Consider the following 24087-nt stretch of genomic DNA (forward strand, 5'->3'; position numbering starts at 1 on the left):
CGACGCGTTCAGCCGGCCAGGATGCGCGAAGCCTGTTCGACATCGGCCGAGATCTGCGCGATGAGCGGCTGGATGCCCTCGAAGGCGACCATGCCGCGGATGCGCTGCACGAACTCGACGTCGACCACATGGTCATACAGGTCGAGGTCTTCGCCGATCACGTACGCCTCGACCTGACGCTGTGGGACGCCCTCGAACGTAGGGTTGTCGCCCACCGAGATGGCGGCGGGATAGCGCACGCCGGCATCGATCAGCCAGCCGGCGTAGATGCCGTCCGCCGGTATGAGGCCGTCGCACTGGGGCGACAGATTCGCGGTGGGAAACCCGAGCTGCCTGCCGCGCTGCGCACCGTGCACGACGACGCCGCGAACGACGGGCGCGTGCCCGAGCAGCACGCCGGCATACGCAACGTCGCCCTCGGCGAGAAGCGATCGGACCCACGTGGACGAGACCCGATCGTGCCCGTCGGGCCGCACATCGTCGATGAGCTGTATCTCGAAGCCGTCACGAGCGCCGAGTTCGCGCAGCAACTCGACGTTCCCAGCACCCTTCGCGCCGAAGCGGAAGTCGCTGCCCACCAGGAGCATCTTCGCGTGCAGCTTCGAAACCAGATAGCGCTCGACGAACTGCTCGGCAGGCACCTGCGATAGCGCACGGTCGAACGTGAGCACGAGCACCGCGTCGATGCCGGTCTGCTCGAGCAGCTCGAGCTTCTGGTCGAGACTCACGAGGTCCTCGGGGCAACGCTCCGGAGCCACGACCGCAAGCGGATTGCGGTCGAAGGTGACGACGACCGACAACAGCCCTTCGCGCCCGGCGACGGAGAGCAGACGGCCTATGACCGCGCGGTGCCCGAGATGCACGCCGTCGAACTTGCCGACGGTGACAGCGCTCGGCCCGAAGTCGTCGGGTATCTCATCGATGGAACGGAAGACCTTCATTCCTGCGTCCGCGCCGCTCATGCCCTGCCCGCGTCCGCCGCCGCCGTCGTGCTTGCGGCGGAACCTGCAACGGTGACGGGTTTGTGGCGGGAGAGCCACAGCATCCCAAGGACGGGAAGCACGAGTGGAATGAAGAGATATCCGGCCCCATATACCGACCACACCGTCGAGTCTTTGCCGAACGGATCGATCGCACCCATGCCTATGGCCGCCGGAACGAACGTGCTCAGCGTGCCGATCACGAGCACACCGGCCAGCTCGATGGAGATAGTCGCCCACGCAACGCGGTACCAGGTGCTGCCCGGCGCGATGAGCGCGATGGTCGCGACGATGTAGATGAGCGCCGAGAAGGCCGAGAGCGTGAACGCCACGGGTGCGACAGAGAAGTGATCGATGATCTGAAAGGCGCTGCGGCCCGAAGCTGCGAGTGCCAGGATGCCGTATACGACGACGAGCACGCGGCCGGCGCCGGTCATTCGCTTGGGGGCGCGAGCGGGCGCAGCTGTTGCAGGGTTCTCGGACATGTCACTCCATTATCGCTGCATGCACCAAGCGCTCAGGGCGTGCCTGGCACGAACCAGATCTGGCCCATGCGGTACAGCATCACGGCCAGGGCTAGGCCGACCACGCCGAGCACGACCGTGCTCCACCTGGTGCGTTCGATGAGGGCCCAGAACCCGCCGGCGGGCGCCAGTAGGAGCGCGGAGACCAGATAGATGTAGAACTCACCGAGCGATCCGCGCGGCTCGTTTCCTACCAAGGGCGCCACTATCGTCACCACGAGCTGTGCGAGCAGCAAGAGTTCGACGAGCGCGATCGACCCGAGCGTGAGGTCGTTCGGCGGGCGGCCGGCGAACCCGATGACCAGGCAGAGGATGCCCGCGAGCACCGCCACGATCACCTGGACGGCAGTGAACCACTCGATCAACGCGATTGCTCCTCGGGCGGGAAGTTGACGAGGGTGCGCGCCGTTCCACCGTTCACCGACGCAAGCCCGACGAGCCTGCCGTCTGGCGCGATGGCTGCCGCCGTCGCCGCGTCGGGGCCGGGTACCGCGATCTTCTTGCCGTGACCCAGGTCGGTGGCCTGCTCGTCGGTGAGTGGGAGCACGGGGAAGAGACCGGATGCCGCCTCGCCGGGCGGGAGAAGCGCGGACGCGACGTTCAGGTCGGCTAAAGGCAGGGCATCCTCTTCGAGGAACGGCCCGACCCTGGTGCGACGCAGTGCCGTCAGGTGGCCGCCGGTCAGCAGTGCGACGCCGAGGTCGCGGGCGAGCGCGCGCACGTAGGTTCCAGATGTGCAGACGACGCGAACGTCGACGTCGAGCGCCACGGAATCCCCGACGAATGCCTCGCGAGTGTCGAGCACGTCGAACGCAGAGACGGTGACGCGGCGCGGTTTCAGTTCCACCTGCTCCCCCGCCCGCACCTTGGCGTATGCACGCTTGCCGTCCACTTTCACCGCGGAGACGCTGGATGGCACCTGGTCGATCTCACGGGTGAGATGCGCGACGGCGTCGGCGAGCCGCTGAGGGGTGATGAGTCTCACGCGCTCCGAAGGCGCCCAGCCGAGAGTGTCGCCCTCGGCATCATCCGTCGTGGTGGATGCGCCAAGCCTGATCGTCGCACGGTATTCCTTGTCGGTACCGACGATGTACGTCAGCAGGCGCGTCGAGGGTCCGAGTCCAAGAATCAACACGCCCGTCGCCATGGGATCGAGCGTTCCGGCGTGGCCTACCTTGCGCGTCTCCGCCAGACGCCGCACCCGCGCGACCACGTCGTGGCTCGTCCAGCCCGCAGGTTTGTCGACGACGAGGATGCCGTTGGGCGCCGTCACGCGCTGGCCTGCGCGCCGCTCGCCTCGTCGGCAGAGCCTGTGACCGTATTCACCACGATCTCAAGCTTGGTGCGGAAGGTGTGCTCGAGCAACTCGGGGATGCACGGGTCGTCCGAGTCGTATTGGTCGACCATCCGCATCGCGATCAGCACGTTGAAGAGCATGCCGTGCGACAGGAAGCCGACGATCTCGTCCGGCTCCATGCCCGCTTCATCGCGCAGCAACCGGTAGATCGTCAGAAACCCTGCTCGCGCCCTCGCGCCGATGACCGGCTCGTGGCCCGCGATGAACGCCTGCATGAGCGAAAGCAGGATGCCCCTGTCTCTGATCAGGTCGGCATAGGCGGAGCCGATGCGCGTCAGGGTCTCCTGGTGCGTGTCGCCTTGGGCACGTGCCTCGGACATCGCGCCGGTGAACGCGTCGAGCAGCTTGCCGAGCCCTCGGTCGAGCACGGCCACGAAGAGGTTCTCCTTGCCTCCGAACATGCGCACGACGTAGGGCTGGCTGATGCCCGCCTCACGCGCCACCTGGTCGGTTGTCGCACCGACGTAGCCCCGCTCGCCGAAGACCCGGCTTGCGGCGGCCAGGATCTGCTCCCGCCGTACAGCAGAAGGCACGCGCTCCTGCTTGGCCACGGCATCCGTTTCGCTGCTCATGCTTGACATGTTATCAGTCGATTACTAGCGTACCTCTTGTAATCATTCGATTACCTCTTCATCGATTTCGACGTCGTACTCGATACGGCCTGATCGCATCCCTTCTTCCGGAGAGAACCATGACTGCTATCCCCGCCGCGCCGCGCAGGCGCGTGCCGACCTGGCTCGCCATTGTGGCGGCATCCGTTCCGATGTTCATGGCGACACTCGACAACCTCGTCGTCACGAACGCCCTCCCCCGCATCGCGATGGACCTGAAGGCCTCGATCGAGGAACTGCAATGGGTCGTCAACGCCTACAGCCTCGCGTTCGCCACGTTTATCCTCCTCTCGGTCGCCCTCGGCGACCGGTTCGGCCGCCGAACCGTCTTCGCGATCGGCGTGACCGTGTTCACACTCGCGAGCGCGGCAGCGGCCCTCTCGACCTCGCCCGCGGAGCTGATCGCGTTCCGCGCCGTGCAAGGCATCGGGGCCGCGGCGGTCATGCCCCTCTCACTGACACTCCTCGCCGGCTCGGTCAGCGAACGGCTGCGCCCTGCGGCAATCGGAATCTGGGGTGGCGTCTCCGGACTGGGCGTTGCACTCGGGCCTCTCGTGGGCGGAGCGATCGTGCAGGGCTGGAACTGGCAGGCCATCTTCTGGCTGAACGTGCCAGTGGGCGCCATCGCGCTTCCGTTGCTTCTTCTCGCGCTGCCGAACTCCTTCGGCGCCAAACGGCGCGCCGACATCGTCGGTGTGCTGCTCGTCGGCGTCGGCGTCTTCGCAGCGGTCTACGGCATCGTGCGCGGCAACGACGCGGGCTGGAGCAGCGCCGAGGTACTCACGGCTCTCATCGGCGCTGGGGCACTGCTAATCGCGTTCGTATGGTGGGAGACGAGAGCCGCAGCACCGCTGCTTCCCCTCACCCTCTTCCGCAACCGCAGCTTCTCGGTCGCCAATCTCGTGGGTGTCACGTTCAGCTTCGGCATCTTCGGCGCCGTCTTCATCCTGATTCAGTTCCTGCAGGTCGTGCAGGGCCACACGCCACTCGAAGCAGGGCTAATGACCATGCCGTGGACGCTCGCTCCCATGGTCATCGCACCGCTCACCGGCGCACTGATCGTGCCGCGGTTCGGCACCAGGCTGCCCATCGTCGCCGGTCTGGTTCTGCAGTCGGTCGCGATGTTCTGGGTGGCCTCGATCCTCGCGACTGACACGCCGTTCGCGGCCATGGTGCCCCCGTTCCTGCTCGCAGGTATCGGCATGGGCCTGGTCTTCGCACCCAGCTCGACCGCGGTGCTCGCGGGGTTCGGCGAACGGGATCACGCCAAGGCATCCGGTACGAACGCGACTTTGCGCGAGATCGGCGTCGCCCTCGGCGTTGCGGTGCTCACGGCCGTCTTCATCGGAGCAGGCGGCACGCTCACGCCTACGGGATACGTCGCCGCCGCCATTCCCGCCGTCGTGGTCGGTGCATTCGTACTCGCCGGCGCCGCCGTGATCGCCCTGTTCCTGCCGCTCGGCAGAGACCATCGCGCCACAGCCGTCGACGACGCTCTGGCGACGCTCGAGACCGAGATCGCGGACTCCGACGAGGTCACCGCCGGCGCGGCGCTCGCAGCCACCGAGTAGCACTCGCGGGCGCGAGACCCCGCCCACGCGCAGAGACTGTGGCCAACGCCCATCTCTCGGCCTGCGGACGGGGTCTCACGCTACTGCGGCGTCCCAATAGGCTGACGTGGTGCGCATCGGCATCATCGGGGCAGGCGCGGTAGGCGGCACCATCGCCGCCCTCCTGGATCGGGCCGGGCATGACGTCGCGGTCACTGCAAGGGGCGAGGGACTCGCAGCGATCCGCGAGAACGGGCTGCGCTTCGACGGAGCCTGGGGGGAGCACATCGCGCACGTCGAGGCATCCGAACGGCTCGAGGCCGCCCCGGAGATCGCGTTCGTGTGCACGAAGGCTCAGGATGCCGCGTCCGCCCTGCGTGCGAACGCCGAGCATCTGCACCGCATCCCCGTCGTGATCGTGCAGAACGGGCTGGAGTCGCTCGAGGTCGCAGCCGACATCCTTCCGGACTCGCAACTCGTGGGCGCGCTCGCGCTCTACGCGGCGCAATACGTGGAACCGGGCCACGTGACGGTGACCGCCTCGGGCAGCACCTACCTCGGCAACGGAACCGGAACCCCGGATGGCGCCCCCGCTCCCGAAGCCAAGCGCGTCGCCGCCCTGCTCGACCCCGTCATGCCTGCACTCGCCACCGCCAACTTCGTCGGCGCGCAGTGGTCGAAGCTCGTGATCAACATGGTGAACGCCATGCCCGCTCTCACCGGGCTCAGCGTGCAAGAGACCATACGCGATGCCGGATTAGGTCGCGTGGTGACCGCTTCGATGCGCGAGACGGTACGGATCGGGCTCGCCTCCGGCGTGCGCTACGCCACTCTCCAGGGTCTCAACGACCCCATGCTGCGCCTGTTCGCCGCCCTGCCTCTTCGTGCCGCTCACTCGCTGCCCGCGCTCATGGCCCGCAGAATGGGCGGCGTCCCCAACCTCGGCTCGACCCTGCAGAGCAGGCGAAGAGGCCGAACGACGGAGATCGACTACCTCAACGGTGCGGTGGTGCGAGCCGCAGGCGCAATCGGACGCGCCGCGCCGGTGAACGAGGCGATCGTCGATGCGATGCACCGGCTGGAGCGCGAGGGCACATTCCTGAGCCGAGACGAGGCGGCGGCGCTCCCGACGAGCTGACCGCAGTTCTGCCCGTGCGTCAGAAGCACGCGCATCCGGTGTCGGGGAACTCACGCCTTGGATGCTTCGGGTCACTCAGGTCGACGACCGCAGAGGCGAGGTACTGCGGCTCGGTCTCCACGCCGTAGCGCCGCCATCCTCCGACGTACCGCGCGTTCGACGGCGCGTCTGGATCGGGATCCCTGCCCTGCGAGGCAGCGAGCCGTGCATAGACGTCGATCAGGGGAACGTCGAGCAGCACCGAGAAGTGCCAGGCACCGCGCAGCTCGGGACGCAGCAGAAAAGGTCCGTCGATGACGAGCGCCATGTCTGCCGGCCCGGTCTGCCACTGCGACACAACAGGCGCGTCGCGCCGCACATCGAAGGCCTTGGTCTGGAACCCGGTGGATCCTCCGAGCCGGAACGGGTCGATCAGCCCCCGGCGGAGAGTTTCGTAGTCGAACGACCGCTCGTAGTAATCGCCTGGATCGGCCTCGCCGTGCACGTGCCGCGTGCGGCGGGGCAGATGGAAGTCGACCATCGATGCCCGTGCCGTTGCCGTCCCTGCCTCCCGGTACACGGCGGCGAGGTCGTCCGCGAAGTCGGCTGTTCCCGAGCCCTCCGCCCCGTCGATGGCCACGATGACGCGCCCTGCGGGATAGTTATGGACGATCTCGGCACGCAGATCACGCAGAAACTCGGTGCGCGGCGTGGTGAGCAGGTCCATGGCGCAAGCTTAGGACGCCAGGCACGGCAGGTCTGGGCGATCGCTAGCCTGGAAGCATGCGGGCTGTGCGGGTGTCGGATGCGTCGGCATCCTCCGCTACGGACGCGACAGAGTTCGCCAAGACCTTGAACGACTGGTTCCGACGCGAGGCCAGGGACTTGCCGTGGCGACGTGCCGGGTTCGGAGCGTGGGGCATCCTCGTCAGCGAGGTCATGCTGCAGCAGACGCCGGTCTCCCGCGTCATCCCGCGGCTGGCCGAGTGGCTCGATCGCTGGCCATCACCACCCGACCTCGCCGCGTCGCCGCAGTCGGAAGCCATCCGGGCATGGGCCGGGCTGGGCTATCCGCGACGGGCGCTGCGGCTCCACGCGTGCGCCGTGGCCATCACCGAGCTGCACGACGGCGTTGTTCCCCGCGATGTGGATCAACTCCTCGCGCTGCCCGGAATCGGCGAATACACCGCGAGAGCCGTTGCGGCCTTCGCATACGGCGGCCGACATCCGGTCGTGGACACCAACGTGCGACGCGTGCTCGCACGCTGCCTCGACGGCCAGGGCGAACCGGGGCCGCCGAGCGTGCGTCGCGACCTCGCGGCCATGGAGTCGGTGCTCCCGGAGGACGAGACGGAGGCGTCCGTCTTCAATGCGGCAGCCATGGAACTGGGTGCAGTCGTCTGCACGGCCAGGTCGCCGAAATGCGGCGATTGTCCTGTGTCGCATGCCTGCGCCTGGTTCACGGCCGGTCGCCCCGAGTATGCCGGGGCCAGACGCGCCGTTCAGAAGCGGTACGAGGGTAGTGACAGGCAGGTGCGAGGCATCCTGTTGCGCGAACTCGGTTCAGCGCATCGGCCGGTGACCGCGGATGAGCTGGATGCCCTATGGCCGCATGCCGCGCAGCGCCGGCGCGCGCTTGCCGGGTTGCTCGCCGACGGCCTGGCCGTGCCGACTGAGGCGGGTTACACGCTGCCGAGCTGAAGGGGGCGGGCAGCGTTCGGCGAGGATGTCGTGTCACTCGACGACACGTCTCAGCTGCTACCACTCACTCCGGTCGCGTGCGGCCTGGAGGTCGCTGTAGGCGCGTTCATCATCGCGCGTCACTCGGCCGCCCCTGTTGAGGATCTCCCGCGGGAACCACTTCCACAGATCAAACTTCGACGCTCTTGCCGGCTTCTCCACGTACCCGTGATCCATGCCCTGCAGGGCCACGGGACGGTGCGCCGGGGTGCCGAACGAAGTGCCGGATACGGTGTGCTCAGTCATGTCTCTGACGTTACGATCGTCTAAATCCGGCCACCAGTTGGCTGAGAGACTACCTACATAAAGATTCTGCCAGTACACTCGGAACCATGTTGCGCAGCGTTGCAGTCCCGGTGATCGACGATGTGGCCATGTTCGAATTCGGCCTCTTCACCGAAGTGTTCGGGCTGGACCGAAGCGTCTATTCAGACGTGCCGCGCTTCGACTTCCGGGTGTGCGGACTGGAGGCGGGCAAGCCAGTGATGACTCAGGTCGGCGTGCCCATCATTCCCCCGTACGGCCTGGAGGCGATGGAGGATGCAGACGTGGTCGCCGTTCCTGCCGTACTGCTCCATCGCGACGAGGACTACCCAGCCGAACTGATCGACGCGCTCAGACGGGCATCCGCTCGGGGCGCCATCATGCTGAGTGCCTGCTCCGGCGCTTTCCTGCTCGGCGCGGCCGGGCTCTTGGACGGACGGCCGTGCACGACCCACTGGAGGCACGCCGACGAACTGCAGCGCAGGCATCCGAGCGCACGGGTCGATCCAGACGTGCTCTTCGTGGACGACGGCAAGATCATCACGAGCGCCGGCACCGCGGCCGGCATCGACGCAAGCCTGCACCTGGTGCGGCGGGAACTGGGCAGCGGGATCGCCAACATCATCGCCAGGAACATGGTGGTGCCGCCTCAGCGCGACGGCGGACAGCGGCAGTACATCGACCGGCCGGTGCCCGAGACGGAGTGCGACGCCCTCGTCGATGTGCTCGCCTACATGAACGACCACCTCGCCGAGCCGCACTCGGTCGCGTCGCTGGCACGGCTCGCACACATGTCGACCCGCACGTTCGCCAGGCGCTTCGTGGCGGAGACGGGCGTGACGCCCATGCAGTGGCTCACCGCTCAACGCGTGCTGCATGCGCGACTGCTGCTGGAGACGACGGATGCCTCGATCGACGAGATCTCCGCCTCCTGCGGTTTCGGCAGCGCGACCCTGTTCCGGCACCATTTCACCCGTGAGGTGGGAGTGGCTCCGAGCGCGTATCGCCGCTCCTTCGCATGCGGCGACGAGGCCATCGCATCGGGGTCGGATGGCCTGGCGGGTGCCGAAAGAGAGTTGCCGCGCGAGCGCGTTGCAGCTATGGCATAAGCCCGAGCATCTAGGCTGTGCTTTCGATGCCCGACAGCCCGCTCTCCGCCTCGCCGTACGAGGTACTCGGTGTTCCGCCTTCGGCCAGCCAGGATGAGCTGCGCCGTGCGTATCGCCGCATGCTCAGGCAGGCTCACCCGGACACCGGCGGGTCCGACGCACTGTTCGTGTCGGTACAGCGCGCATGGGCCATCATCGGAACGCCGGAGAGCCGGGCCGCATACGACAGAGGCAACGGCGCACACGAGACACCGCACACCTGGGCGCCTCAGCCGCCACGGGCGCCGAGGCAGCAGTCACGTCCGCAGGCGCGCTCGTACGGGCATCCAGGCGGTTGGTCTCGCGAGCGCTACCTCACCCTGATCAGGGAATGGGTGGGACGCGGCGAGCCGATCGACGACCCCTACGATCCGTCGCTCGTGCGTTCCGCGCCGAAGGAGATCAGACACCTGCTGGCGGATGCCGTCGCCGAGGAGAACAGCGCCCGCGCCCTGACCACGCTCGGGATCGGCTACACCGTCTGGCACGACGTGAACGCCACTGGTCGCACCGCTGCGGCTACCGGCAGGGTCGAGAAGATCGACCACGTTGTACTGGGCCCGTCAGGCCTGTTCGCCGTGCAGTCGGAGGACTGGGCGACGCGGGCGATCGTGAGGCGAGGCGATCTCGTGCCTGAGGGTGAAGCATCCGGGTATGAGCGGCAGCCGCTGCACGAGCTGGCCGGCCGGGCTCGCACACTGGGAAGGGCGACGGGCGTCAAGTTCACCGTCGCCGCGGTCGCGCTGCCGGACTCAGACCTCGATCAGCCGGTCACGGTCGTCGGGCGTGCCAAGGGCATGACGCTGGTTGCCGTGCAGGCTTCGGTGCTCGCGCACCTACTGCGCACGGGTGTCGCCGATACGCCACGGCCCGACGGCAACACCCTTTTCGAACTGCGCACGAGGCTGCAGCAGGGCATCGGATTCGTGTAGCGAGCGGCTCGCGAGGTCGCACCCCCAAGTGCTGAGCCGCGGAGGCGTTGTTCCATTACACGTGTCCTGGAGCCGCTCGGCGCTAGTCCTCGTCGTCGTCAAGCTCGCGCGGCTTGACGTAGGGGTCCTCGTCGCCGGCGTACTGAGCGGATGCCGCGAGTCCGGCCACCTGAGCGTCTTGCTCCTGCGCCGCTTTCAGCAGGTCCTCGATGTGCGCGGCGTTCTCGGGGATCGCGTCGGCGATGAACTCGAGGGTGGGCGTCAGGCGCACCTGGATGTTCCTGCCCACCTCGGTGCGCAGCATCCCGGTCGCGGATTTCAGCGCGGCGGCCGAGTCTTCGCGCTCCTTCTCGGAGCCGTACACCGTGTAGAAGATGCTGGCGTGCTGCAGGTCGCCCGTCACGCGCACATCGGTGATGGTCACGAACCCGAGTCTGGGGTCTCGCAGGCCCTTGTCGAGCCTCTTCGCGACGACCTCTTTGATGCGGTCGGCGAGCTTTCTCGCACGTGCCTCGTCAGCCATCCTCTTACCTCTTTCTCTCCCCCGGTCGCGCCGCTAGGCAGGGGTTGCCGTTGGGCTTTCCCATCGGGGAATCGGGGTAGGGGTCCCCGCTCTCTTCCCCGAATGGGAAAGCCGAGCGGGGACCCCGTCAGCGAGCTACGCCCGCGGCTTCTCGCGCATTTCGATCGTCTCGATCTCGTCACCGACCTGGATGTCGTTGAACCTGCCGAGGCCGATACCTGCTTCGAAGTCCGTGCGGACCTCGGTGACGTCATCCTTGAACCGACGCAGCGACTCGATGGCGAGGTTGTCGCCGACCACGACACCGTCGCGGATGACGCGTGCCTTGGCGTTGCGGGTGATGGTACCGCTGCGCACATAGACACCTGCGATGTTGCCGAACTTGGAAGAGCGGAACACCTCGCGGATCTCGGCCATGCCGGACTGCACCTCTTCGAACTCGGGCTTGAGCATGCCCTTGAGCGAGTTCTCGATGTCGTCGATGGCGTTGTAGATGACCGAGTAGAACCGCACGTCGATGCCCTCGCGAGCTGCCCGCTCGCGCGCCTTGACGTCCGGGCGCACATTGAACCCGATGACGATCGCGTTGTCGATCGTGGCGAGGTCGATGTCGCTCTCGGTGATCGCACCGACACCGCGGTGAAGGATGCGCAGCTGCACGCTCTCGTCCACCTCGATCTTCATGAGGGACTCCTCCAGCGCCTCGACGGCACCGGAAACGTCACCCTTGATGATGAGGTTGAGGGACTCGACCTTGCCCTCCTCGAGGGCACGAGTGAAGTCCTCGAGGCTGATGCGCTTGCGCGCCTTCGCCAGCTGGGCGTTGCGCTCTGCCGCCTCGCGCTTCTCAGCGATCTGGCGTGCGGTGCGGTCTTCCTCGGTGACGATGAACGTGTCTCCGGCTCGCGGCACGGTCGAAAGACCCTGCACCTGAACCGGACGCGACGGCAGAGCTTCCTCCACCGAGTCGCCGTTCTCGTCCTGCATGGCTCGAACGCGACCGTACGCGGTGCCCGCGACGATCGAGTCGCCGACGTGCAGCGTTCCGGACTGAATCAGCACGGTCGCCACGGCTCCACGGCCCTTGTCGAGCTTGGCCTCGATGGCCACGCCGCGAGCATCCTTGTTGGGGTTCGCACGCAGGTCGAGACCGGCATCGGCCGTGAGCAGCACCGCGTCGAGAAGGTCGGTGATGCCGATGTTCTCGCGAGCGGAGACGTCGACGAAGATCGTCTCTCCGCCGTACTCCTCGGCGACCAGCCCGAACTCGGTGAGCTGCTGGCGCACCTTGGCGGGGTTGGCATCCGGCTTGTCGATCTTGTTCACGGCGACCACGATCGGCACGCCGGCGGCCTGAGCATGGTTCAGAGCCTCGATCGTCTGCGGCATGATGCCGTCGTCTGCCGCGACCACGAGAATCGCGATGTCGGTCACCTGGGCACCACGAGCACGCATGGCGGTGAACGCCTCGTGACCAGGGGTGTCGATGAAGGTGATCGGCCGCTCGACGTTCTCGTGCACCGTCGTGATCTGGTAGGCACCGATGTGCTGCGTGATTCCGCCGGCCTCGCCCGCGACAACGTTCGTGTTGCGGATGGCGTCGAGCAGTCGCGTCTTACCGTGATCGACGTGGCCCATGACGGTGACCACCGGTGGACGTGCCACCAGATCCTCGTCGGACTCGTCTTCCAGCTCAGCGTCGAGGTCGATGTCGAAGCCCTCGAGGAGCTCCTTGTCCTCGTCCTCGGGCGACACGATCTGGATCTTGTAGCCCAGCTCCTCGCCCAGAACCTCGAACGTGGCCTCGTCGAGCGACTCGGTTGCCGTTGCCATCTCACCGAGGTGGAACAGCACAGTCACCAGGTTGCCGGGGCTGGCGTCGATCTTGTCGGCGAAGTCGCTGATCGATGCGCCACGACGCAGGCGGACGACGGTGTTGCCGTCACCACGAGGAACGCTGACGCCGCCGATCGACGGCGCCTCGCGCATCTCGAATTCCTGCCGCTTCGTGCGCTTCGACTTGCGGGCCTTGCTCTTGCCGCCACCACGACCGAATGCGCCGGCAGTGCCACCACCTGGGCCACGACCGCGTCCGCCGCCACCTGCGGGACGGGGACCGCCGAAGCCGCCACCCGGACGGTTGAAGCCGCCCGCGCCTGTTCCGGCACCTGCACCTGGGCGCTGGAAGCCACCGCCTGGGCGGGCTCCACCTGCACCACCCGGGCGCGGCCCACGTCCGCCGGCACCTGCACCTGCGGGACGCGGAGCGCCAGGACGGGGCGAACCCGGCCGCGGCGCCTGCGGGCGCGGAATGTTGCCCGGGCTGGGGCGCTGGCCCATGCCCTGTGAGCTCGCGAAGGGGTTGTTGCCGGGGCGCGGCGTACCCGCTGGGCGCTGGCCCATGCCCTGAGAGCTTGAGAAGGGGTTGTTGCCGGGGCGCGGCGTACCCGGACGCGGATTGCCCGGACGCCGGTCCGAAGTGTCGGCCGGCTTCTCAGCAGGCGCCGTCTCCGCGGGCTTCGCCTCAGGCTGCTTAGCCTCGGGCGCGGGTGCGGGAGCAGGGGCCGGCCTCGGAGCGGCCGGCTTGGGCGCGGAGGCGCCGGCCGGCACGGTCGCCGGTGTACCCGATTGTCTTGACGCTTGCGTCGCGACGGGGTTGGCAGGCGCAGACGACGGCTTTGCGCCGTCCGCCTGCAGAGCCGCCCTCAGTTTGCGGGCGACCGGGGGTTCGATGCTCGACGAAGGTCCTTTGACGAATTCGCCGAGTTCCTTGAGCTTCGCGAGCGCGACCTTGCTGTCGACGCCGAGCTCGCTCGCGATCTCGTGTACACGTGGTTTTGCAGCCACAATTCTCCTGTTCGGGACTTGCCCGAGCAGGGGCAAGCCTTAGTGGTGGACGGGTCTCATTTCGAGCCGCTCATCAGTTGTCCATTAGCCATTCAGCCTGTTCTCTAGTGGCCGGGTGTCCAGAGGTCCTTCGACCCGAAGCGCGCGCCCGAAGGCCCTTCGCCGGATCGCTTTGTCGAGACACTCGGAAGTCGGATGCAGCCACGCACCCCTGCCGGGCATCCGGGCGGACTCGTCCACCACCAGTTGCGAATTCCGGGCGACAACCCTCAGAAGAGAGGATCGGGGAGCGCGAGAACGGCATCCAACGCACGTTCTCACAGCTACCATCCTAGCCCACGGTGCGCCGAGAGCCTGCGAGCTTCCCCGCCCGGTCCCGGGCAGGGCCGACAAGCGCGCCTGAGCGCATTCTCACGTCCGCGCCTTTCACAGTTCACCCGTTGTTCTCCCCCGTGGACTCTTCCGGCTGTCGGATGCCCATGACGCCGCGTCTGGAGCGGCGACTGAATGAGGAGACGCATTGTGAGACATCGATTCGTAGCGGCAGGCGCGGCCGCGGCCGTGGTGGCCGTCGCCGGTGTGGCCGGGGTGCCGGCCATCGCTCAGGCACAGGATGTCAACGGGCACGGCCCGCAGAACAAGCACGTACTGGTCATCTCGGTCGACGGTATGCACCAGACCGACCTTGCCGCGTATGTGAAGGCACATCCGTCGTCGACGATCGCAGGGCTCGTGAATCACGGCCTCGAGTACACCGCGGCCAAGACCACTCTGCCGTCGGACTCATTCCCCGGCATGGTCGCACAGTTCACCGGCGCCGGCCCCGGCGCGAGCGGCGTCTACTACGACGACACGTACAACCATGCGCTCCTCGCGCCAGGCACCAAGGACTGCACGACGGCGGCCGCGGGCACCGAAGTGCCGTGGACGGAGCAGATCGACAAGTCCCAGAGCCCGATTCTGCTCGACGCGGGCCAGGGACTGACCGACTCGGCGCTCACCGCGATCCCGAACGAGACCAAGGCGCAGACCCTCGCCAACGCATCGGCGATCACGGCGGCCGCGCTCAAGATGACGCCCACCCCGCAGACGCTCATCGACCCGGGCGCCCTCCCGGTAGACCCGAGCACCTGCCTTCCGGTGTACCCAAGCCAATACCTCACCACGAACACCGTGTTCGAGGTGGCACGGGAGCACGGTCTGCGCACGGCCTGGTCGGACAAGCATCCGGCGTACGAGATCCTCGACGGCAAGTCGGGCACGGGTGTGCAGGACCTCTTCACCCCGGAGATCAACTCCGTTGCCGATTCCACGGGCGACGACTGGACGACCGACAACGCGCTCACCGAGGAGTACGACGGCATCAAGGTGCAGGCCGTGCTCAACGAAATCGACGGGTACGACCACTCCCGCACCACCAAGGTGGGAACCCCCGCGATCTTCGGCATGAACTTCCAGACGCTGTCGACCGCGCAGAAGCTTCCGATCTCGGACGGCCTGGCCGGCGGCTACCTGGCCGGCGGTGCTCCCGGTCCGCTGGTTTCACGCTCGATGGATTACGTGGATGCGCAACTGGGCCGCATGGTGGCGCAGCTGAAGCAAGACGGTCTTCAGAACGACACGACAGTGATCCTTTCCGCCAAGCACGGCCAGTCGCCGGTCGACTCGTCCACGCTGCGGCGTGTGGACGACGGCGCCATCATCGACGCCCTCAACGCCGCGTGGGCGGCGCAGCACCCGACCGAGAAGCAGCTCGTGTCGTTCTCGGTAGACGACGACGCCATGCTGATCTGGCTTTCGGACCGCTCGCCGGCAGCGCTTGCGTTCGCCAAGTCGTACCTGCTGAGCCACTCCGCTCCTGCGAACACGATCAATGACGCCAAGGGTGTCTACTCGGCCACGGTGAGTCAGTCCGGTCTGTCGAGCGTCTACACGGGCGACGCGGCAGACGCGTTCCTCGGCGCGAAGGCCGGCGACACCCACGCGCCGGACCTCGTAGGCGTGGCACAGCACGGTGTCGTCTACACCAGTGGTGTGAAGAAGATCGCCGAGCACGGTGGCGCCGCTGACGACGACCGCAATGTGGCACTCGTGGTCTCCGGTGCGTGGGTCGGTCACTCCCGCTCCGTGAACGACGCGGTGCAGACCACGCAGATCGCGCCGACCATCCTGAAGGTCCTCGGTATCGACACTCACGAGCTCGACGCCGTCAAGACCCAGGGAACCCAGGTGCTGCCCGGCACGCAGGGCAACGGCAAGGACTGAGCGTTCGCACAAGCGGATGCCCGCCCCCGCACTTCAGGGGGGCGGGCATCCGGCGTATCTGCTGCCTTGGGCGCGGGCCGCTAGGGGCTCCACCACCTGCCTTCGCGTACCGCGTGCAAGGGTGATGTGGTGCTCTCGCCGCAATCGTTGAGTGAAACCGATCGTCGCCTCGTTGCTGCGTGGGCGGCTGACTGTGCCGAAAGAGTCCTGCCGTTGTTCGAGGCGGAGGCTCCCACGGACATCCGCCCGCGGGATGCCATCGCTCGCGCCCGAGCATTCGCTGCGGGCGAGTTGGATGCAGCCGGCGAGATTCGTCGTCGATTCGTTGCGAACCGAGCCGCGCACGTGGTCAGTTCGCCTGCAGCCAAAGCTGCAGCCTGGGCGGCCGGGCAAGCGGCAGGCGTCGCGCACATGGGGGCGCATGCCCTGGGCGCGGCCGCCTACGCCGCGAAGGCCGCCGAGCTTGCCGCTCCAGGCGAGGGCGGAGCGGCCGAAATCGGCTGGCAACTCGAGCACATGAGTGAGCCGGTCAGGATCGCCCTCCAGCGACTGCCGCTGCTCGGCACGGACACTTCGGGACCGCTCGGCGCAGGGCTCCTGGCATCAGGGGCCCTCGTAGCGATCATCCGCTCGATCCAGAGCGCATTGAAGCAAGCGTCCTGAAGCGCTGTCCAGCGCAGGTCGGCTACCGAGTTGCTTGCGGACGCGTCATGAACACGTCGACCGCGCCTTCGGTGTCGACCGTGAAGCCGTGCCGCTGATACAGCCTGCGGGCCGGGCTGCCCTGCAATACGTTGAGCCGGAAGGGACGCGGATGTCTTGCGCGATGCTCGCCCGCAACCTCACATCCACGTTCCGAAGCCTATGGCGGGACGACACCAGCTCGGCCGCGGACGCATCCCTCAATGGAGCAGGCGAAGTCCGATGAGATCGGCGTCTGCCAGGCTGCTGTACTTGCACCACGTTCCTCTGGCGCACCGCTTGGGATGTCGCTGCGGCGAACAGCATGCCTGCGAAACGCTCGGACGTTGCGACAGCAAGTCGCGCCCGCGGAGTGTTGGCGGCGAGATTCAGGATGCCCGCTCGAGGCGGAGTGTCGACGCTGCGGCTTCGGCCGTGACCATCGACTCCGAACCCGCGCGGCCATACTTCGTTCGGTACGCCGCGTCGACGACGGCGGCATTCGTGTCCCCGATCGCCGCGACAACCACGTCCACGGAATCGCCCGCGACGCGCATCCGAGTCCGCGCCGATCGAACTGCCCTGCCGTACCAGCCGGTGTCGCGGCGACGCCATGTGCGCACGAATACCTCGTCGTCGACCACCACGACCCAGATCGGCGTCCAACCATTCGGCCGACCAGCGACGTGCGGCACCGCAATCTCCACCTCACGTGTCCGATCAAGATGCCGCAGGTCGTCGGGCGTCCAACTCGTGCTCGTTTCCTGACCGTCCATGGCAGCAATTCTCGACGGGAGGACTCATGGATGCCACGAGCGCCAGTCAGTGCGTGTGCGCGGTGGCGCCAGAGGGCGGCAGAGAGCCGTTATCCATGGATCGCTGTTCCCTGGCACAGGTTCGGCACGCACGGGATACTGAGTGCCATGAACCCCGCGGAGCTTGCCGACTTCTTGCGGACACGCCGCGAGTCGATGCAACCTTCCGACGTGGGGATCAACCCCGGGCAGCGACGTCGCGCCCCAGGACTGCGCCGCGAGGAGGTCGCCTCCCTCGCTGGCATGTCGACCGACTACTACGCCCGCCTCGAACAGAAGCGCGCGCCGCAGCCAAGCCAGCAAATGCTCGTCGCTATCGCCCGCGCCCTTCGTCTCACCCTTGGTGAACGCGACCACCTCTTCCGCCTCGCCGGCCACCACGCTGCCCCGCATCGGGATCGTTCCGATCACGTGGCACCTGCCCTGATGCGCGTGCTCGACCGACTCGAGGACACCCCCGCGCTGGTCGTCACAGACCTCGCATTCACCCTCGCCCAGAACGCGATGTACACCGCTCTGATGGGCGACGAGACCGGCTACACCGGCCTGGCTCGCAGCATGTACTACCGCTGGTTCACGGATGCTGACGCTCGCGCTCGTTCCCCCGAACGCGAACACGCGTACCACAGTCGGTTGAATGCTGCAGGACTCCGCGCCGCAATCTCCGCCGGGGGCGCAGACCCGACCGCGACGACTATCGTCGCCGAGTTATTACGACGAAGTCCCGAGTTCGCGTCGATCTGGGCCGAACACCTCGTAGCCGAACGCCTCGGCGACGAGAAAACCATCGTGCACCCTGAGTTCGGAGAGATCGAGGTCGACTGCCAACCCCTCTTCGTCGAAAACCAAGCGCAGGCGCTCCTCGTGCTCACGCCACGCGGCGCAGAAGCCGCTGAGAAGCTGCGGCTACTGCAGGTGGTCGGCAGCACGTTCAGCGCGGGATGACTACCGGCGTCAGGCACTTCGTAAGGGCCGCAAGCCGTTCCTTGCTGCGCCAGATGGTTCGGCGGAAGAGTTGGTTGTTCTCTTCGCCCCGCCTGATGCAATGCAGGCACAGGGTTGGTTACTCAAGGGCCAGGCAGAACGGGTGGCCGACGGGGTCGATATAGACTCTGACGTCCTCCTGCGGCTGATACTGAGCCGGTGTCGCTCCACACGCTTCAGCATGGGCTGCTGCTGCGCCCAAGTCGTCCACGCGGATATCCAAGTGCATCTGCATCTGCTGATCTCCCGGGCCCGCTGGCCACGCCGGGGGAACGTGGTCTACCTCGAGCTGGAAGGACAGAGCGGGTGGCCCGGACGGGCCGAGCAACTGCACCCACGTCTCGTCACCTCCCGGCTTCATCTCCCACCCGAGGAGACGCTCGTAGAACCTGGCCAGCGCGAGCGGGTCAGGCGAACCGAGCACGATTCCGCTCAGCGACAGCCGAGACTTTGCTTCAGCCCGGTCCATGTTGTCGCGATGAAGTGACATATCTCCATGCTCGCACCGGCACACCGGCCCCCGACGGTCAACGATCACCTGCCCGTCGGTCCGCCTCGGCGGATTCCCCATGAGTTAGGAGGGTGAGCCGGGTTCACTCCGAGGGCTGAAGATCGTACTCAGCCGTATCCGGCTGAATAGCAGCGTGTTCGTCGAGCTACCGCGTCGGCTTCCAAGGTCTGCCGCGTAAGCGATGCCACCGGCATCGCCCGGCTGAGCCGGTGGCAGCATAGCTGCCGCCGCGCTGGCGTCGCGGCGAAGCCCCACCGGGGCTTCGCACCTAGCTCCAGCGCGCGCCTTTCGCGAAGATCGCTATCCAGCCGTATCCGGCTGGATATCGATCTTCGCGCCTGTCAGCTTGGCGGCAAGGCGCGCGTTCTGGCCCTCCTTGCCAATGGCGAGCGAGAGCTGGTAGTCGGGCACCAAGGCGCGGACCGCCCTCAGCGACTCGTCGACCACGAAGGCCCTGGTCACCTTTGCGGGCGACAGTGCGCTTGCGACGAACGTAGCGAGATCGGGCGAGTAGTCGACGATGTCGATCTTCTCGTTGTTCAGTTCCGCCGTGACCGCCCTAACGCGCTGGCCCAGCTCGCCGATGCACGCACCCTTCGCATTCACCCCCGGCTGGTTGGCACGCACCGCGATCTTCGTACGGTGGCCTGCCTCACGTGCCAAGGAGACGATCTCCACGACACCGCCTGCGATCTCTGGCACCTCGAGCGCGAAGAGCTTGCGAACCAGCGCCGGGTGGGTGCGCGAAACCGTGATCGACGGTCCCTTTGGCCCCTTCGACACGCTCGTGACGTACACCCGGATGCGCGAGCCGTGCGTGTACTCCTCCCCCGGCACCTGCTCCTCGGGCGGCAGAATTCCTTCGACCGAGCCGAGGTCGACGTGGATCATCCGTGGATTCGGGCCCTGCTGGATGACGCCGGCGACCACGTCGCCCTCGCGACCCTTGAACTCGCCAAGCACCGCGTCATCCTGGATGTCGCGAAGCCTCTGATTGATCACCTGCTTCGCCGCGAACGCAGCAATGCGCCCGAAGTCGCTAGGGCTGTCTTCGGACTCCCCGATGACGTTGCCCTCTTCGTCGAACTCGGGGACGTACACGGTGACGTGCCCGGTCTTGCGGTCCAGGTGAACGCGCGCCGCTGGGGACTCTTCGCTGTGCCCCTGGCTGTGGCGGTGCTCAGCCTGATTGGTGTGCTTGAGATAGGCCGTCAGAATCGCCTGTTCGATGATCGCGACGAGCTCGTCGAACGGGATCTCCCGCTCGCGCTCCATTAGGCGTAAGACGCTGAGGTCGATGTCCACCTTCGGCCCCCTTTATTCAGTTCGTTGTTCGTTTTCAATTGAAGGCCCGCAGTCAATTCGACCGCGGGCATCACGTCATGGCCCTCAGAAGGGCTGACCACTCAGGATACCGGATCACGACCGGCACGTCACGAGCCGATGGCATACCCGGGGCGCTCCACGCAACCCGTCTCGGCGTCGTCGGGCGCGGGCTACTGTGACCCGCATGGCGCGACCCGAACGTCCGAGCTCAGCAACGGCGGCGAACAAGAGCGAGCATGGAGAGCGTCATCGCAACTTCGAGGAGACCGCGCGCGACGACAGCGAGGATGCCGCCGAGACGGCCGAGCACCAGCCGGCCCTCCGCCTGCTCGCCCGAACGGGTTACGCCGTGCTCGGGCTCGTGCACATCCTCATCGGTGCGCTCGCGATCTCCGCTGCGACGAACGCCGGCGGCGGTGAAGCCGACCAGTCGGGTGCCATGTCGCAGATCTCCCGCACGGGTGGCGGCTGGCTCGTGCTCTGGGTGATGGGCATCGGCCTGCTCGCGCTGACCGTGTGGCAGGTGGCCCAGGTGTTGCTGGTGCGATCCAAGGGCAGGGCGAAGACCTGGGCGAGACGAGGCTCCGAAGCCGGAAAGGGCGTCGCCTACGCCGTACTCGGCGTGAGCTCGCTGGTCTTCGCGCTGGGAGGCAGGCAGAGTTCGCACCGCACGACGCAGGACTTCAGCGCGCACCTTCTCGCCACTCCTGGCGGCTCGATCGTGGTCGCGCTCATCGGACTCATCGTGTTGGCGGTCGGCGTCGGGTTCGCCGTCATGGGGTCACGGCTCAAGTTCGACGATCAGCTGAGGATGCCTCGCGGCGTGCTCGGTGAGGTGGTGGACCTCGTCGGCGTGGTCGGCTACTGGGCCAAGGGCGTCGCCTTGGCCATCGTCGGCGTGCTCTTCGTGATCGCGGCTTTCACCCGCGATTCCCGTCAGGCGGGCGGTCTGGACACGGCCGTCAAGACGTTGGACAGGATACCGTTCGGCGACGCCTTGCTCTGGCTGGTGGGCATCGGCCTCATCGTCTACGGCGTGTATTGCGGGGTGCGCGCGCTCCTGGCAAAGCTGTGACGCGGACTACGAGCGCGGCGCGCTCGGCAGGGCATTGATGGCGCGAATCAGCCGGTGCAGCTCGCCGACGCGGAACTGATTCAGTCTCAGGACCAATCGAGGCAGGTCCAGCTTGTCGTGGTCGGCCCGCTCGGCTCTGAGCGGTTCCGTTCGCTGGATGCCGCCCTCGAGTGCGAGGTCGCGGAAGCTTTCGTCGAGGGAGGCGATCTCGGCATCCGTTGGTTCCGCATTCAGCCGTAACACCAGTCTGCGGCCCACCCATCGCATCGAGTCGTAGTTGCGCCAGAAGCCGGTGATCTCGGCCACGGCGGCGTCGACGGAGTCCGTGATCAGCACGCGATCGAAGTCGTGCGGAGAGATGACCCCCGTAGGGATGAGCTGTTCGTCGACGAATCGCTGCAATGCGTCCCAGAACTCGCCGCCCGGAGCATCCAGAAGCACGATGGGGACAGGCTCTGCCTTGCCCGTCTGCTGCAGGGTGAGCAGCTCGAACATCTCATCGAGCGTGCCGAAGCCGCCCGGCAGGCAGATGAAACCCCTCGACTCCTTCACCAGCATGAGCTTGCGAGTGAAGAAGTACTTCATCGTGACGACGTTGGGCTCGTCCTGCAACGCGTCGTCCGGATGCTCCTCGAACGGCAGACGGATCGAGACTCCGATGGAGCGGTCGTGGCCCGCACCCTCCACCGCCGCCTGCATGATGCCAGGCCCGGCTCCCGTGACCGCCATCCATCCGCGGTCGGCGAGGGTCGAGGCGACGAGCGTGGTCTGCCGGTAGAGGGCATCCTGCTGTCTCGTACGCGCCGAACCGAAGATCGTCACCTTGGGCACGTCCGAATACGGGGCGAACAGCCGGAACGCCGCCCGCATCTCCTCCAGCGCCGCCGACACGATCTTGAGGTCGAGACGCCCGGGCGCGTCGGTTCCCAGCCCGATGCCCGTGGTCAGGATGCGCAGCACCAGGTCACGGTTTTCCTGGATGCCCGCGGCCTCGACGGACTCGCGGATTCCGTCGGCGATGGCGGGCGGCAGTGCGTCGAAGGCGTTGTCAGGCATCAGCGTCAGGCGGTTCCGGCCAGTGCGGCGGCGACGTCGCCGACACCGACCTTGCTGCGTTCGCCCGTGCGACGATCCCACAGCTCAACCACACCGTCTGTAGCGTCGCGTCCCACGATCACGATGCGCGGCACACCGACCAGCTCGGCGTCTCCGAACTTCACACCTGGCGACACTTTCGGCCGGTCGTCGTAGAGCACGTCGAGGCCCGACGCCTCCAACGACGCCACGACGCTGTCCGCCACGCCGTAGATCGCCTCGTCTTTGCCGGTCGCCACGACGTGCACGTCGAAAGGGGCGACCGACTCGGGCCAGATCAGGCCCTTCTCATCGTTGTTCTCCTCGGCGATGATGGCGAGAATGCGCGTGACGCCGATGCCGTACGAGCCCATCGTCACGGTGACGAGCTTTCCGTTCTCGTCGAGCACCTTGAGCCCGAGCGCTTCCGCGTACTTTCGGCCCAGCTGGAAGACGTGGCCGATCTCCATGCCGCGAGCGAGTTCGACGGGCCCAGAGCCGTCGGGCGCCGGATCGCCCGGCAGCACTTCGGCCACCTCGACATGGCCGTCCCAGGTGAAGTCGCGCCCGGCGACGAGGCCCAGCACGTGCTTTCCTTCGACGTTGGCGCCCGTGACCCAGCCGGAACCGTCGACCACACGGGAATCCACGAAGTAGCGGATGCCCGTGCGCGATTCCTCACCCAGCACCTGTCCCTCAGGCGACCACGGCCCGATGTAACCCTTGACGAGACCCGAATGCTTGGCGAAGTCGGCATCCGTTGCCGGTTCGATCTCGGCAGGCGCGAATGCCACCTCGGCGCGCTTCATGTCGACCTCGCGATCTCCGGGAAGACCCACGACGACGACCTCGCGCGACCCATCGAGGTGGGTGAGCGCAAGCACAACGTTCTTCAGCGTGTCAGCAGCCGTCCACGCCCGTCCATCCGGGCGGGGGTGCTTCTCGTTCGCGATGGCGACGAGCGTCGCGATCGTGGGCGTGTCCGGGGTGTCCACGACCTCCTGCGGGCTCAGCTTCTCATAGGAGCGGGCGGGCGGCGGCGTCGTGGTGAACGCCTCCACGTTCGCCGCGTATCCTCCGGGCGACTGCACGAAGGTGTCCTCCCCCACCGGTGTGGGGTGCAGGAACTCCTCGCTGCGGGATCCGCCCATGGCGCCGGCATCCGCCTGCACGATGACGTAAGACAGGCCGAGCCTGGTGAAGATGCGTTCGTACGCCGTCCGCTGGGCTTCGTACGATGCGTCGAGGCCGGCATCCGTGTAGTCGAAGGAGTAGGCATCCTTCATGGTGAACTCGCGGCCGCGCAGCAGGCCGGCACGTGGGCGCGCCTCGTCGCGGTACTTGTCCTGGATCTGGTACAGGGTGATCGGCAGGTCTTTGTACGACGAGTACAGGTCTTTCACCAGCAGTGTGAACGCCTCTTCGTGCGTGGGCGCGAGCAGGTAGTCGCCGCCCTTGCGGTCCTGCAGGCGGAACAGCAGATCGCCGTACTCTTCCCAGCGACCGGTGGCCTCATACGGCTCGCGAGGCACGAGGGCCGGAAAGTGCACCTCTTGCGCGCCGGCCGCCTCCATCTCTTCGCGTACGATCCGCTCGATCTTGGCCTTCACCCGCAAGCCGAGCGGCAACCAGGCGAAGACGCCGGCGGCCTGTCGGCGGATGTAGCCGGCTCGCACGAGCAACCTGTGGCTCGTGACCTCCGCTTCGGCGGGATCTTCGCGGAGTGTGCGCAGGAAGTAGTTCGAGAGACGGGTGACCACCCC

At 67.0% G+C, this 24087-nt stretch carries 24 protein-coding genes and 1 pseudogene; 9 read left to right on the forward strand and 16 right to left on the reverse strand.

Going from position 1 to position 24087, the window contains the following annotated elements:
• Positions 1–8: 8 nt before the first annotated feature.
• From ACO2Q7_RS15530 to ACO2Q7_RS15550, 5 genes are read right to left on the reverse strand one after another with little or no spacing between them, the layout of a single operon-like run.
• Complete coding sequence (locus ACO2Q7_RS15530; protein WP_423356916.1) at positions 9–941, reverse strand: bifunctional riboflavin kinase/FAD synthetase; 933 nt, start codon at positions 939–941, stop codon at positions 9–11.
• 17 nt (positions 942–958) lie between these two features.
• The gene (locus ACO2Q7_RS15535; protein ID WP_423356620.1) at positions 959–1465 is read right to left on the reverse strand and encodes a hypothetical protein; all 507 of its coding nucleotides are present in this window, start codon (positions 1463–1465) and stop codon (positions 959–961) included.
• 32 nt (positions 1466–1497) lie between these two features.
• Positions 1498–1869: a hypothetical protein gene (locus ACO2Q7_RS15540; protein ID WP_423356621.1), complete on the reverse strand. Its 372-nt coding sequence runs from the start codon at positions 1867–1869 to the stop codon at positions 1498–1500.
• Positions 1866–2777, reverse strand: a complete 912-nt coding sequence (gene truB / locus ACO2Q7_RS15545; RefSeq protein ID WP_423356622.1) for a tRNA pseudouridine(55) synthase TruB — start codon at positions 2775–2777, stop codon at positions 1866–1868. Before truB ends, ACO2Q7_RS15540 begins: the two co-directional genes overlap by 4 nt.
• Complete coding sequence (locus ACO2Q7_RS15550) at positions 2774–3433, reverse strand: TetR/AcrR family transcriptional regulator (protein WP_423356623.1); 660 nt, start codon at positions 3431–3433, stop codon at positions 2774–2776. The genes truB and ACO2Q7_RS15550 overlap by 4 nt, the downstream gene beginning before the upstream one ends.
• 119 nt (positions 3434–3552) lie before the next feature.
• Between ACO2Q7_RS15550 and ACO2Q7_RS15555 the strand changes: the two genes are divergently transcribed.
• Together ACO2Q7_RS15555 and ACO2Q7_RS15560 are read left to right on the forward strand one after the other, a co-directional pair.
• Positions 3553–5043: a DHA2 family efflux MFS transporter permease subunit gene (locus ACO2Q7_RS15555; protein ID WP_423356624.1), complete on the forward strand. Its 1491-nt coding sequence runs from the start codon at positions 3553–3555 to the stop codon at positions 5041–5043.
• 109 nt (positions 5044–5152) lie between these two features.
• Positions 5153–6160, forward strand: coding sequence for a ketopantoate reductase family protein (locus ACO2Q7_RS15560; RefSeq protein WP_423356625.1), 1008 nt, complete (start codon positions 5153–5155; stop codon positions 6158–6160).
• A gap of 19 nt (positions 6161–6179) precedes the next feature.
• Here the strand turns inward: ACO2Q7_RS15560 and ACO2Q7_RS15565 are convergent, their stop codons facing one another.
• On the reverse strand, positions 6180–6866 hold the full coding sequence (locus ACO2Q7_RS15565) for a uridine kinase (protein ID WP_423356626.1): 687 nt from the start codon (positions 6864–6866) through the stop codon (positions 6180–6182).
• A gap of 56 nt (positions 6867–6922) precedes the next feature.
• On the opposite strand from ACO2Q7_RS15565, the gene ACO2Q7_RS15570 reads away from it, so the two are divergent.
• Positions 6923–7840, forward strand: a complete 918-nt coding sequence (locus ACO2Q7_RS15570) for an A/G-specific adenine glycosylase (protein ID WP_423356627.1) — start codon at positions 6923–6925, stop codon at positions 7838–7840.
• A gap of 57 nt (positions 7841–7897) precedes the next feature.
• On the opposite strand, the gene ACO2Q7_RS15575 is transcribed toward ACO2Q7_RS15570, so the two are convergent.
• Positions 7898–8125: a hypothetical protein gene (locus ACO2Q7_RS15575; RefSeq protein WP_423356628.1), complete on the reverse strand. Its 228-nt coding sequence runs from the start codon at positions 8123–8125 to the stop codon at positions 7898–7900.
• An 86-nt stretch (positions 8126–8211) separates the two neighbouring features.
• Here ACO2Q7_RS15575 and ACO2Q7_RS15580 point away from each other — a divergent pair, with 86 nt between their 5' ends.
• Together ACO2Q7_RS15580 and ACO2Q7_RS15585 are read left to right on the forward strand one after the other, a co-directional pair.
• The gene (locus tag ACO2Q7_RS15580; protein WP_423356629.1) at positions 8212–9252 is read left to right on the forward strand and encodes a GlxA family transcriptional regulator; all 1041 of its coding nucleotides are present in this window, start codon (positions 8212–8214) and stop codon (positions 9250–9252) included.
• A 26-nt stretch (positions 9253–9278) separates the two neighbouring features.
• The gene (locus tag ACO2Q7_RS15585) at positions 9279–10223 is read left to right on the forward strand and encodes a J domain-containing protein (RefSeq protein WP_423356630.1); all 945 of its coding nucleotides are present in this window, start codon (positions 9279–9281) and stop codon (positions 10221–10223) included.
• Positions 10224–10305: 82 nt separating this feature from the next.
• Here ACO2Q7_RS15585 and rbfA read toward each other — a convergent pair whose 3' ends face one another.
• From rbfA to ACO2Q7_RS15600, 3 genes are all read right to left on the reverse strand, one after another.
• Positions 10306–10746 (reverse strand): 30S ribosome-binding factor RbfA, encoded by a 441-nt coding sequence (gene rbfA / locus ACO2Q7_RS15590; protein ID WP_423356631.1) that lies wholly within the window; start codon positions 10744–10746, stop codon positions 10306–10308.
• A 135-nt stretch (positions 10747–10881) separates the two neighbouring features.
• Positions 10882–13593 carry a translation initiation factor IF-2 gene (infB, locus tag ACO2Q7_RS15595; RefSeq protein WP_423356632.1) on the reverse strand — a complete coding sequence of 904 codons (2712 nt, stop codon included), beginning with the start codon at positions 13591–13593 and terminating at the stop codon, positions 10882–10884.
• Positions 13594–13677: 84 nt separating this feature from the next.
• Positions 13678–13923, reverse strand: a complete 246-nt coding sequence (locus tag ACO2Q7_RS15600) for a YlxR family protein (protein ID WP_423356633.1) — start codon at positions 13921–13923, stop codon at positions 13678–13680.
• Between the two features lie 192 nt (positions 13924–14115).
• On the opposite strand from ACO2Q7_RS15600, the gene ACO2Q7_RS15605 reads away from it, so the two are divergent.
• A complete protein-coding gene (locus ACO2Q7_RS15605; RefSeq protein ID WP_423356634.1) occupies positions 14116–15858 on the forward strand; it encodes an alkaline phosphatase family protein in 1743 nt (580 codons plus the stop codon).
• Between the two features lie 129 nt (positions 15859–15987).
• Positions 15988–16521, forward strand: a complete 534-nt coding sequence (locus tag ACO2Q7_RS15610) for a putative immunity protein (RefSeq protein ID WP_423356635.1) — start codon at positions 15988–15990, stop codon at positions 16519–16521.
• Between the two features lie 22 nt (positions 16522–16543).
• Here the strand turns inward: ACO2Q7_RS15610 and ACO2Q7_RS15615 are convergent.
• Positions 16544–16669 (reverse strand): annotated as a pseudogene (locus ACO2Q7_RS15615) (GNAT family N-acetyltransferase); the annotation flags it as partial.
• 259 nt (positions 16670–16928) lie between these two features.
• On the reverse strand, positions 16929–17315 hold the full coding sequence (locus ACO2Q7_RS15620; RefSeq protein WP_423356636.1) for a DUF2255 family protein: 387 nt from the start codon (positions 17313–17315) through the stop codon (positions 16929–16931).
• Between the two features lie 147 nt (positions 17316–17462).
• Here ACO2Q7_RS15620 and ACO2Q7_RS15625 point away from each other — a divergent pair, with 147 nt between their 5' ends.
• On the forward strand, positions 17463–18299 hold the full coding sequence (locus tag ACO2Q7_RS15625) for a helix-turn-helix transcriptional regulator (protein WP_423356637.1): 837 nt from the start codon (positions 17463–17465) through the stop codon (positions 18297–18299).
• Between the two features lie 118 nt (positions 18300–18417).
• Here the strand turns inward: ACO2Q7_RS15625 and ACO2Q7_RS15630 are convergent, their stop codons facing one another.
• Both ACO2Q7_RS15630 and nusA read right to left on the reverse strand, forming a co-directional pair.
• On the reverse strand, positions 18418–18828 hold the full coding sequence (locus ACO2Q7_RS15630; protein WP_423356638.1) for a VOC family protein: 411 nt from the start codon (positions 18826–18828) through the stop codon (positions 18418–18420).
• A 321-nt stretch (positions 18829–19149) separates the two neighbouring features.
• On the reverse strand, positions 19150–20154 hold the full coding sequence (gene nusA / locus ACO2Q7_RS15635; protein ID WP_423356639.1) for a transcription termination factor NusA: 1005 nt from the start codon (positions 20152–20154) through the stop codon (positions 19150–19152).
• Positions 20155–20359: 205 nt separating this feature from the next.
• On the opposite strand from nusA, the gene ACO2Q7_RS15640 reads away from it, so the two are divergent.
• Entirely contained in the window at positions 20360–21250 is an 891-nt protein-coding gene (locus ACO2Q7_RS15640) for a DUF1206 domain-containing protein (protein WP_423356640.1), read from the forward strand.
• 6 nt (positions 21251–21256) lie between these two features.
• Here ACO2Q7_RS15640 and ACO2Q7_RS15645 read toward each other — a convergent pair whose 3' ends face one another.
• Together ACO2Q7_RS15645 and ACO2Q7_RS15650 are read right to left on the reverse strand one after the other, a co-directional pair.
• Positions 21257–22306: a TIGR00730 family Rossman fold protein gene (locus ACO2Q7_RS15645; protein WP_423356641.1), complete on the reverse strand. Its 1050-nt coding sequence runs from the start codon at positions 22304–22306 to the stop codon at positions 21257–21259.
• Between the two features lie 5 nt (positions 22307–22311).
• Complete coding sequence (locus ACO2Q7_RS15650) at positions 22312–24084, reverse strand: proline--tRNA ligase (RefSeq protein WP_423356642.1); 1773 nt, start codon at positions 24082–24084, stop codon at positions 22312–22314.
• Positions 24085–24087: the final 3 nt, after the last annotated feature.

It is taken from the genome of Rathayibacter sp. KR2-224 (assembly GCF_049446075.1).
Lineage (GTDB): Bacteria > Actinomycetota > Actinomycetes > Actinomycetales > Microbacteriaceae > Humibacter.

Bases quoted from the DNA above. Each gene is read 5' to 3' on its own strand.
- ACO2Q7_RS15530 (WP_423356916.1), bottom strand. From the start codon at position 941: ATGAAGGTCTTCCGTTCCATCGATGAGATACCCGACGACTTCGGGCCG.
- ACO2Q7_RS15535 (WP_423356620.1), bottom strand. From the start codon at position 1,465: ATGTCCGAGAACCCTGCAACAGCTGCGCCCGCTCGCGCCCCCAAGCGA.
- ACO2Q7_RS15550 (WP_423356623.1), bottom strand. From the start codon at position 3,433: ATGAGCAGCGAAACGGATGCCGTGGCCAAGCAGGAGCGCGTGCCTTCT.
- ACO2Q7_RS15555 (WP_423356624.1), top strand. From the start codon at position 3,553: ATGACTGCTATCCCCGCCGCGCCGCGCAGGCGCGTGCCGACCTGGCTC.
- ACO2Q7_RS15565 (WP_423356626.1), bottom strand. From the start codon at position 6,866: ATGGACCTGCTCACCACGCCGCGCACCGAGTTTCTGCGTGATCTGCGT.
- ACO2Q7_RS15570 (WP_423356627.1), top strand. From the start codon at position 6,923: ATGCGGGCTGTGCGGGTGTCGGATGCGTCGGCATCCTCCGCTACGGAC.
- ACO2Q7_RS15575 (WP_423356628.1), bottom strand. From the start codon at position 8,125: ATGACTGAGCACACCGTATCCGGCACTTCGTTCGGCACCCCGGCGCAC.
- ACO2Q7_RS15580 (WP_423356629.1), top strand. From the start codon at position 8,212: ATGTTGCGCAGCGTTGCAGTCCCGGTGATCGACGATGTGGCCATGTTC.
- ACO2Q7_RS15585 (WP_423356630.1), top strand. From the start codon at position 9,279: ATGCCCGACAGCCCGCTCTCCGCCTCGCCGTACGAGGTACTCGGTGTT.
- rbfA (WP_423356631.1), bottom strand. From the start codon at position 10,746: ATGGCTGACGAGGCACGTGCGAGAAAGCTCGCCGACCGCATCAAAGAG.
- ACO2Q7_RS15600 (WP_423356633.1), bottom strand. From the start codon at position 13,923: ATGGTAGCTGTGAGAACGTGCGTTGGATGCCGTTCTCGCGCTCCCCGA.
- ACO2Q7_RS15620 (WP_423356636.1), bottom strand. From the start codon at position 17,315: ATGGACGGTCAGGAAACGAGCACGAGTTGGACGCCCGACGACCTGCGG.
- ACO2Q7_RS15625 (WP_423356637.1), top strand. From the start codon at position 17,463: ATGAACCCCGCGGAGCTTGCCGACTTCTTGCGGACACGCCGCGAGTCG.
- ACO2Q7_RS15630 (WP_423356638.1), bottom strand. From the start codon at position 18,828: ATGTCACTTCATCGCGACAACATGGACCGGGCTGAAGCAAAGTCTCGG.
- ACO2Q7_RS15640 (WP_423356640.1), top strand. From the start codon at position 20,360: ATGGCGCGACCCGAACGTCCGAGCTCAGCAACGGCGGCGAACAAGAGC.
- ACO2Q7_RS15645 (WP_423356641.1), bottom strand. From the start codon at position 22,306: ATGCCTGACAACGCCTTCGACGCACTGCCGCCCGCCATCGCCGACGGA.